Raw genomic sequence first — 9,934 nt, forward strand, 5'->3', positions numbered from 1 at the left:
GCGCAACAACGCTGTGATCTCGGCCTACCTCGGAGGCGCGCACCATGCCGCATGACAACGCGCCCACCCTCGCCCTGCGCGACATGAAAGTGGCATACGGCCACATCGTCGCCGTCAAGGGCATCGACCTGACGCTCGACCGGGGCGAGCTGGTCTGCCTGATCGGCGCCAACGGCGCGGGCAAGACCACGACGCTGTCGGCCATCGCCGGCACGCTGCGCGCGCAGAGCGGCGACATCGTGTACGAGGGGGAGCGGATCAACACCGTGCCCGCACACCATCGCGTACGCCACGGCATCGCACTGGTGCCGGAAGGGCGCGGCATCTTCACGCGGCTGACAGTGGAAGAGAACCTGCGCATGGGCGCCTATATCCGCCGCGACAGACAAACGGTGGAAGAAGAACTCGAACGCATCTACGAGCGCCTGCCCCGCATCAAGGAGCGCCTGTCGCAAGTGGCCGGCACGCTGTCAGGCGGCGAACAGCAGATGGTCGCCATCGCCCGCGCCCTGCTCTCGCGCCCGCGCCTGCTCTTGCTGGATGAGCCGTCGATGGGCCTGGCGCCGTTGGTGGTGGAGAAAATCTTCGAGGTCGTGCAAGGCGTGGCCGCCACCGGCGTGACCGTATTGCTGGTCGAGCAGAACGCGCATCTGGCCTTGTCATTCGCGCAACGCGGCTACGTCATGGAAAGCGGTCGCATCACGCTCACCGGCACCGGCGAAGAGCTGTTGCGCGATCCGCAGGTCAAGCGCGCCTACCTCGGCGAAGTGGCCTGAGCGCGGCGCGGCCCGCAGTGCCGCGCGAAAGGCACGGAACCTGCATTGGCTATCGGGCCGATTCAACAAGCCGCGCCCGGCGCGGCGGATAATGCAGGGACCCGCACACTGGCGGGCCGGCCCGAGAACCCCAACATGAATGATCACCTCCCCAGCCACCAGGTCGCCATGACCGTACTGATGACGCCCGACATGGCCAATTTTTCCGGCAACGTCCATGGCGGCGCCATCCTGAAACTGCTCGACCAGGCTGCCTATGCGTGCGCGGCGCGCTACGCCGGCCGCTACGTCGTCACGCTCTCCGTCGATCAAGTCACCTTCCGCCAGCCGATTCACGTTGGCGAACTGGTCACCTTCCTGGCCTCGGTGAACTTCACCGGCACCACATCGATGGAAATCGGCGTCAAGGTCATCACCGAGAACATCCGCTCCAAAGTGGTGCGTCACGCCAATAGTTGCTTCTTCACCATGGTGGCGGTCGACGACGACTTCAAACCGGTGGGCGTGCCGCCTCTGGTGCCCGCCAACGCCGACGAGCGCCGACGCTTCGAAGCCGCCAAGATGCGCCGACAGTTGCGGCAGGAGATGGAAGAGCGCCGGCGCACGATCAACGAAAAGGCAGCCCAGGGCGAATGCTGACATTCCGAACGGAGGGCGGAGTCTTCAACTGTCGCGCCGCGGCCGTGGTGCTGCGCGACAACGCCTTGCTCGTCACGCAGGAGGCCGGCGCCAGCTTCTGGTATCTGCCGGGCGGGCAACTGGAGTTCGGCGAAAGCGCAGCACAGGCTGTTGCGCGCGAAGTTCACGAGCAGCTCGCCATAAGCGCGCATGTGGTACGACCGTTGTTTTTCGTGGAGAACTTCTTCGCGCTGCCCGACGGACGTCCGTTTCACGAATGGTCGATGTACTTCCTCGCCGAAATCGAGCCCGACGCCGTACCACGTACGCGGGACGTGAATGGCGTCGAATCGCACCTCGATCTGCGGCATCGGTGGGCCCCGATCGACACGCTCGGCCGCCTGCCCTTGCGGCCGGCGTTCCTGGTGGATGCACTGAAAGATCTGCCGGCGACGATGCAGCATGTCGTCTATCGCGACACGCCCACCCGGCGACTGGACCGTTGGTAAGGGGGCGCGGCCTTCAGCGCGGGGGCGTTGCTGCCGCCAACGTCATCCTGCAGGTCGCGCCACGACAGCAAACGCCCGGCCGGCGTTCGCAACCCTGTCAGAGCACCACGGCGCCGCCGCTCTGCTGCGAAATCAACCGCGACAGCGCGCGATACAGCTCTTCCCCGTCCCGTGTGCCGATCCACTTGCCCTCGGCGTACTTGAAGTGAAAACCGCCCGAGCGCGCGGCGACCCAGATTTCGCGGGCCGCGGCATGGCGGTTGATGATGATCTTGCTGTCGTCCTCGAACGTCAGTTGCAGGATGCCGCCCGCCTGCGGCTCGATGTCGCAGTCGATATCGGCGGCGTCCAGCGTACTTTCGATGCGTTCTTCCAGACGCGCCATTTCGGCGTCGGCCAGGTCGAGAAATTCTGCTTCATCCATCTCTTTGGGTGTCCTTTGTTACCATGGCGGCTTTCCGTTTTTCAATAACGAACCCGCGCATGCGCTCCATCATCATTCCGATCGTGCTTGCCACCGTCTGCGCCGCCTGCGGCATCAAGGGCGCGCTGTACCTGCCCCCGCCGCCGCGCCAACCCGCCGCGGCCACGCCGGCGCCTGCCGAGGCCAGCCCTCCGGTATCGGCTGACGATGTTAGCAAAGAAGCGGCTTCGGCCCCGCTGGCTCCGATGGCGCCGATCCAGCCCTGATACTCGCCCCCACCCAATCATCGACCATGTCTTTTGCCATTCCTACCCTTTCCGAATCCGCCCAGGGGCTCGCGCTTGAGTCCGTGCCGCTGGCCCGCGTCGCCGAGCGCTTCGGCACGCCGGTCTACGTCTATTCGCGCGCAGCGCTGGAAGGGGCTTACCGCGCCTGGACCGAAGCCGTGGCCGGCCGCGACGCCATGGTGTGCTACGCCGTCAAGGCCAACAGCAATCTGGCAGTTCTGAATCTGTTTGCCCGCCTGGGCGCCGGATTCGACATCGTTTCGGGCGGCGAACTGGCGCGCGTGCTGGCGGCGGGCGGTCGCCCCGAACGCGTGGTGTTCTCAGGCGTGGGCAAAAGTCGGGCCGAGATGCGCCAGGCGCTGGACGCCGGCATCCATTGCTTCAACCTCGAATCGGCCGCCGAACTGGACCGCCTGATCGAAGTCGCCGCCGAAGCCGGCAAGCCTGCGCCGATGGCGTTTCGCGTCAATCCGAACGTGGACCCCAAGACCCACCCGTACATTTCCACCGGCCTGCGCGAAAACAAGTTCGGCGTCGATTTCGACGAAGCCGCGGCCCTGTATCGCAAGGCGGCCGCGTCCAGGCACCTGAAGGTCAGCGGCATCGCCTGCCACATCGGCTCGCAAATGCTGGATGCAGCACCGATGGCCGAGGCGGCAGAGAAATTGCGTGGACTCATTGAATCGCTCGAGGCCGAAGGCATCCGCTTCAGCCACGTCGATCTCGGCGGCGGCCTGGGCATCCGCTACGACGACGAAGTGCCGCCGAGTGCCGCTGACTACGTGGCGCCGCTGCTGGCCGCTTTCGCCGGCCGCCCCGAGACGCTGTGCTTCGAGCCGGGCCGCTCGCTGGTGGGCAACGCGGGCCTGCTTCTCACGCGCGTGGAGTTCCTCAAGCACGGCGAGACGAAGAACTTCGCCATCGTCGATGCGGCCATGAACGATCTGGCGCGTCCCGCCCTGTATGACGCCTATCACCAGATCGCGCCGGTGGTGCGACGCGATGGCGCCGCCCAGCGCTATGAAGTGGTCGGCCCGGTGTGCGAGAGCGGCGACTTCCTCGGACACGATCGTGAACTCGTCCTTGCCGAAGGCGACCTGGTGGCGATCCTGTCGGCCGGCGCCTACGGCATGGCGATGAGCTCCAACTACAACACGCGTCCGCGCGTGGCAGAAGTCATGGTCGACGGCGAGACGATGCACCTCGTGCGCCAGCGTGAAACCGTAGAATCGCTGTTTGCGCTCGAAGCCCCCTTGCCCTGAGCAAGGCCGGCCACAACACTGCTTCATCAGCATTCCGCGCGCCGTGGAATGCTGCCCCGACTGGATACCCCTAGGTCGGTATTCAGTCGGAAGCGTCGATGCCGATAGAGTAAGCGTGGGGCCGGTACTGTCTCCCGGCCACGGTTGATCACGGACCGTGCGCGCCCGGCGGCATCGACACATGGGATCGCGGGCGTCATGCCGGCAACATCGGTTCGATGCGGGCAGCATGAAGGAGGACGGCAGTGGCGGCGACTGACGACGGCGATGAACTCCTGTTCCTGCGCGAAGACGGCGAGGACGTGCCGCATGCCCGCGCAGGCGGCGCCTGGCGCGTGCTGATCGTCGACGACGACGAGGACGTTCACGCCACCACTTCTCTCGCCCTGCGCAGCACGCCGGTCCTGCATCGGCCGGTGGAGTTCCTGCATGCCTACTCCGCCGCGCAGACGCGCGAAATTCTCGCGCGCGAGGCCGACATCGCGGTCATCCTGCTCGACGTGGTGATGGAACACGACGACGCCGGTCTGCGCCTGGTGCGCCAGATCCGCGACGAATTCGGCCTGACCGACACGCGCATCATCCTGCGCACGGGCCAGCCCGGTTACGCGCCGGAACTCGAAGCGATCCGCGACTACGACATCAACGACTACAAGACCAAGTCGGAGCTCACCCGCAACAAGCTATACACCACGCTGACCGCTGCGATCCGCTCGTACGACCAGATCCGCACCATCAATGCCGCGCGTCGCGGGCTGACCATGGTGGTACACGCCACCGGCGAACTGATGGCATTGACCGGCATGCGCAATTTCGCCGCCGGCGTCATCACCCAACTGTCGGCCCTGCTCAGCGTGCGCCCCGAAGGGCTCATCTGCGCGCAGGACGGCGACGGTGACGACAGCGCCGCCACGCCGATCGTCATCGCCGCGGCCGGCCGCTATTCCCCGCTCATCGACCAGCCGGTATCGCGGATTCTCGACACCCGCATCCGCGAGCAGATCAACCTGTGCCTCGCCGAAGAGCGCCATCTGTTCAGCGCCGACGGCACCACGCTGTTTTTCTCGGCGCGCGACCACCGCAACATGGCCGCGTGGCTGGATACCGCGTCGCCCGTCGATGACGCCACGCGCCAGTTGCTACAGGTGTTCTGCGCCAACATCTCGATCGGGCTGGACAACACGCGGCTGTTCACCAGCCTGCACGAGCGCGCCTATTTCGATCCGCTCACCGGGCTGGCCAACCGCGTCAGTCTCGTCTCGCAGCTCGACGTACGGCTGGCTTCGCCCGAGCGCGGCGAACACACCTTGGCGCTGATCGATATCGATCAGTTCTCCGACACCAACGATTCGCTGGGGCCGAGCTTCGGCGACGCGCTCCTGCGCGCCGTGGCGCGCCGCCTGCGTGGCCAGTTGCCGGCGCTGTGCGAAGTCGCGCGCATCGCGGTCGACCTGTTCGGCGTGCTGGGCCGCGTCGAAGACCTCATGCCCGCCTCGCTCAGCCGTCTGTTCAATGAGCCCTTCCAGATCGACGGACAGGCGCTGCGCGTATCCGCCACCATGGGCATCGCGCACCTGGTCGACGTCGATGGCGACGGCGCGGATGCCATCAAGTACGCCAGCATGGCGATGCGCCGGGCCAAGGTCGCCAGCCGGGGCGAATACGCGTTCTTCACGCGCGACATGGCCATCGAGATCGGCGAGCGTGCACGCCTGCTGCAGGCGCTGCGGCACGCCGTGGAGCGCCAGCGCCTGTATGCGGTCTACCAGCCGCAGATCGACATGCGCAGCGGCCGTATCACAGGTGTCGAAGCCCTGCTGCGCTGGCGCGGCGAAGACGGCTCGCTGATCCCGCCCGACCGCTTCATTCCGCTGGCCGAACGCTCAGGCATGATCGTGGCGATCGGCGAATGGGTCCTGCGCGCGGCCTGCCGGCAGCAAGCGCAGTTCGCCCGCGACGGACTCGACGTGGGCCGCATGGCGATCAACGTTTCGTCATACCAGTTGCGCCACCCGGGATTCCTCGACATGCTGCGCTCGGTACTGGACGACACGGCGGTCGAACCTTCTTCGATCGAACTCGAACTGACCGAATCGATGGCCATGGAAGAAGGCGAACACGTCACGCTGATCCTCGACGCCGTGCGGGCCATGGGTGTGCGCATCGCCGTCGACGACTTCGGCACGGGTTTCTCGTCGCTGTCGTATCTGCAGCGTCTGCACGTCGACCGGCTCAAGATCGATCGCGGCTTCATCCGCGACATCGCCCACGATGAGCGCGCGCGCCGCATTCCGGAGCTGGTGGTCGGACTGGCCGACAAACTGGGTATCGAAACGCTGGCCGAAGGCGTCGAGACCTCGCAGCAACTCGAACTGTTGCGCGACATGGGCTGCCGCGAAGCGCAGGGCTACCTGTTCGCTAAGCCGATGGAAGCGGCCGAACTGCAACAATGGCTGCGCACGCGCCCCGGCGGGCCCGCGCCATCTTGATCGGACCGCGTTTTCTCCCGCAACTGACGGTGCGCCGCGCCGTCGTCATCGCCGTGCTGCTCGGCACCTTGCTGCCGGCCGCCGTCATCGGCACCTACCTGAGCGTGCGCCTGTACCGCGACACGCTCGAATCCGAAGTCTCGCGCCAACTGCGCCGCGACGCCGAAGTGCTCACGCTCGGCGTGCGCGAAAGCCTCTGGGCGCTCGATTCCGAGACCGCCGGCGCATTGGTCGACGCGCTCATGCGCGACCCCGCGATGGTGCGGATCGAAGTGCGCGACCCGCACCTGGGCAGCTTCGTCGCGCGCGAAGACGCGACGCGACGCGACGGGACGCTCCACGCGATCGACGAAGACATCGTCCATCGCGGCGAAATCATCGGTCACGCCCACATCGAAATCACCGACGCGCCTTTCGTCGAGCAATACACCCGCCAGATCGCCACCCTCGTCGGCATGCTGGCCCTGCAGGTCGCCTCGTCGGTCGTGCTCATCCTGATGGTCCTGCAATGGCGCCTGGGCACGCCGCTGCAACGTCTGTCGGGCTCGGCGGAGCGCTTGGCGCGTGGAGAGCTCGAAGTGCCCATCGAATCCATCTGGCGCGACGAGATCGGCAACGTCGGCGCACAACTCGAAACCACGCGGCAGGCGTTGCGCACCACCTTGCACTCGCTCGAACAGAAGAACCGCGCGCTGGAGGTCGACCTGCGCGAGCGCATGCGCGTGGAAAGCGCCCTGCGCGACCGCGAGCAGCGCCTGCGCACACTGGTCGAACAAAGTCCGCTGGCGGTCATCGAATGCGACCTGGGCTGGCACGTGCTCGATTGGAATGAGGCCGCCATGCACATGTTCGGCTGGCGGCGCGAAGAAGTCCTCGGCCGCCATGTGTCGTTCCTGATCGACGGCGCGCGCGAGGACACCGTGCTCTCCGAAGTCGAGACCGATCTGCGCAGCACCACGGGCGTGGTGCGCCGACACACGCACAACGTGCATCACGACGGGCACTACGTACTGTGCCGCTGGTTCAACAGCCTGATCCGCGATGCCAGCGGCAACCCGATCCGCATCGTTTCGATCGCCGAGGACATCACCGAAGGACAGCGCGCCGAAGAAGAAATCCGCCGCCTGGCCACCGTGGTGGAGCGCACCACCAACCTGGTCGTGCTGACCAATGCGATGGGGCTGGTGGAGTGGCACAACGACGCCTTTGCCGAGCGCTCCGGATTCGCGTCGACACAGATCCTGGGCACGCCGCTGATCCAGTTGCTGCGCGGCGAAGCGGGCGGCGGACCGTTCGCGCCGCTGGTCGACGCCATGACACGCGGCGAGTCGCTGCGTGGCGTCGAACTACCCTGCCGCGATCAGCGTGGCGACACTTATTGGGTGGAAGCCGAAGTGCAACCGCTGCGCGACGACCAGGGCTTGCTGACGCAACATGTCGTACTGCTCAACGACATCACCGACCGCCGCCGCATGACCGACGCCATGTCGGCGCTGGCACGCATCGGTGCCGGCAGCGCGCCGCAGCTCTTCCTTGAGCAGTCGCTCGGCGCACTGGCACGTGGTGCCTGTGCGGAAGCGGCCTATCTCGCCTACTCCACGCCGGGACAGAACGGCACCGAAGTCGTCGCGAGCTGGGCGTCGTCTCCACGCTGGGCGATCCCCGAGGGACGGCTCACCGCGCCATCGGGCGTGGCGGCGCGACTCGAACGCGATGGCCTGTTCATTCGCCTCACACAGGCGCACGCCGCCTTCAGCGATGACCCCGTGCTGTCGGCCTGCGAAGACCTCGACAGTTTCGTGGCAGTGGCGGTGCGCGACGAAGAAGGCGCCGTCATCGGCCAGCTGGCGCTGCTCTTCGATTCGCCTCCGCGCAACCTCCATGAGGCGCAGTCGCTGGCCGAACTGGGCGCGGCGCGCGCCGGAGCCGAATTCGCGCGCATCGGCATCCTCGAAGCATTGCAGCACAGCGAGCACAAGTTCTCGTCGATCTTCCAGCACGCGCCCATCCCCTTGTTTCTCATCCGCCAGTCCGACCGCGTCTACCTCGACGTCAATCCGTCGGCCTGCGAAGTGTTCGGCTTCTCGCGCGAGGAAATGCTCGGCCACTCGCCAACCGACCTGCAACGCTACGCCGATCCGGAAGTCGGCGAGGCTCTCTCGCACGAGCTGCGCGAACGGGGCTACGTGAGCGGCTTCTCGATCCGTCTGCGCTCGCGCAACGGCGGCATCCGCGATTGCCAATTGCACGTGCGCAGCGTGATCACCACCGAGCCTTGCTGGCTGGTGGCGACCGTCGACATCACCGCCATGCGCTCCGCACAACGACAGGTCGAAGAACTCAACGCCTCGTTGGAGCGGCGTGTGTTCGAGCGCACGCGCGATCTGGCCGCCGCCAATCGCGAACTGAGCGCCACACTCGACACCTTGCAGCGCACGCAGACCGAGTTGATCCGCTCGGAGAAACTCGCCGCCCTCGGTTCGCTCGTCGCAGGCGTGGCGCACGAGTTGAACACGCCGATCGGCAACAGCCTGATGGTGGCCAGCACGCTGCACGACATGAATCGCGAGTTCATCGCCAAGGCGCAGAACGGCCTGCGTCGTTCGGAACTGGATGAGTTCCTCAGCGAAGGGCGCTCGGCAGCGGACATCCTGGTACGCAACCTGCAGCGCGCGGGCGAGCTCATCTCCAGTTTCAAGCAGGTCGCCGTCGACCAGACCAGTTCGCAGCGCCGTGTGTTCAACCTCGAAGAAGTCATCCACGAAGTCTTGCTGACCATGCAGCCGATGTTCCGCAAGACGCCGTACAGCGTGGAGGTGGATGTCGAGAGCGACATCTGGATGGACAGCTTCCCCGGTCCCTTCGGACAGGTCATCAGCAACCTCATCGGCAACGCCATGACGCACGCATTCGACGGACGCGAATCCGGTCTGGTGCAGCTCCGGGGCAGGTTGGGGGACGACAACGACGTGATCATTACCTGCGAGGATGACGGCGTAGGCATCCCGCCCGCCAATCTGGGGCGCATTTTCGATCCGTTCTTCACGACGCGGCTCGGGCGCGATGGGAGCGGTCTGGGGTTGAACATCGTGCACAACATCGTGACGGGGGTGCTGGGGGGGCGGATTGGCGTTTCCAGCACGCAGGGCGAGGGGACGGTGTTTACCTTGTTGTTGCCGCTGACGGCGCCAGTACGAGAAGGGTAGGGGAGGGCGGGTTACGTGGTGCGAACGGCCCTTTTTTGCGTGGGCATTGGCTTTGCAGACTTGGTCTCGACTGCTGATGCTCGATGGCCGGGCGTTCGTCCCAACAGAGGGACCTGCGTTCCCGCGCGGAAGCTTCCTCGAAAGAGCCCTATCTTGTGTGTGCTTTCGCCTATCAACGGTAGTGTCGATTGCTGATGCTCGACGGCCGGGAGTTCGCCCCGGCGGGCGAGTAACTTCTTTGTTATCGACAAAGAAGTCACCAAGAAAACGACCCCACAGCGTCGTGGGCCGTTGGCCGATCCCCTGCGCTGCGCGGTCGAGAAGGCGGCTGCGAAACTCGTCGCTACGCTCCTCAAACAGTCC

8 protein-coding genes are annotated in these 9,934 nt (G+C 65.9%); 7 read left to right on the forward strand and 1 reads right to left on the reverse strand.

What is annotated here, in order from left to right:
* Positions 1–44: 44 nt before the first annotated feature.
* The 3 genes from ACDA63_RS19890 (at position 45) to ACDA63_RS19900 (ending at position 1,903) form a co-directional block, all read left to right on the forward strand.
* Positions 45–776 carry an ABC transporter ATP-binding protein gene (locus tag ACDA63_RS19890; protein WP_373665047.1) on the forward strand — a complete coding sequence of 244 codons (732 nt, stop codon included), beginning with the start codon at positions 45–47 and terminating at the stop codon, positions 774–776.
* A 135-nt stretch (positions 777–911) separates the two neighbouring features.
* Positions 912–1,415, forward strand: coding sequence for an acyl-CoA thioesterase (locus tag ACDA63_RS19895; RefSeq protein ID WP_373665048.1), 504 nt, complete (start codon positions 912–914; stop codon positions 1,413–1,415).
* Entirely contained in the window at positions 1,409–1,903 is a 495-nt protein-coding gene (locus tag ACDA63_RS19900) for an NUDIX hydrolase (protein ID WP_373665049.1), read from the forward strand. Before ACDA63_RS19895 ends, ACDA63_RS19900 begins: the two co-directional genes overlap by 7 nt.
* Before the next feature lie 97 nt (positions 1,904–2,000).
* Here ACDA63_RS19900 and cyaY read toward each other — a convergent pair whose 3' ends face one another.
* Complete coding sequence (gene cyaY / locus ACDA63_RS19905) at positions 2,001–2,327, reverse strand: iron donor protein CyaY (RefSeq protein ID WP_373665050.1); 327 nt, start codon at positions 2,325–2,327, stop codon at positions 2,001–2,003.
* 59 nt (positions 2,328–2,386) lie between these two features.
* On the opposite strand from cyaY, the gene ACDA63_RS19910 reads away from it, so the two are divergent.
* The 4 genes from ACDA63_RS19910 to ACDA63_RS19925 all read left to right on the forward strand — a co-directional run bounded on the left by ACDA63_RS19910 (position 2,387) and on the right by ACDA63_RS19925 (position 9,571).
* Positions 2,387–2,593: a lipoprotein gene (locus ACDA63_RS19910; RefSeq protein ID WP_373665051.1), complete on the forward strand. Its 207-nt coding sequence runs from the start codon at positions 2,387–2,389 to the stop codon at positions 2,591–2,593.
* Between the two features lie 26 nt (positions 2,594–2,619).
* A complete protein-coding gene (lysA, locus tag ACDA63_RS19915) occupies positions 2,620–3,876 on the forward strand; it encodes a diaminopimelate decarboxylase (RefSeq protein ID WP_373665052.1) in 1,257 nt (418 codons plus the stop codon).
* Between the two features lie 245 nt (positions 3,877–4,121).
* Entirely contained in the window at positions 4,122–6,365 is a 2,244-nt protein-coding gene (locus tag ACDA63_RS19920) for an EAL domain-containing protein (protein WP_373665053.1), read from the forward strand.
* Positions 6,362–9,571, forward strand: a complete 3,210-nt coding sequence (locus ACDA63_RS19925) for a PAS domain S-box protein (protein WP_373665054.1) — start codon at positions 6,362–6,364, stop codon at positions 9,569–9,571. Before ACDA63_RS19920 ends, ACDA63_RS19925 begins: the two co-directional genes overlap by 4 nt.
* Positions 9,572–9,934: the final 363 nt, after the last annotated feature.

This window comes from Uliginosibacterium sp. sgz301328 (assembly GCF_041807905.1).
In the GTDB taxonomy this organism is placed as follows: domain Bacteria; phylum Pseudomonadota; class Gammaproteobacteria; order Burkholderiales; family Rhodocyclaceae; genus JBGVSA01.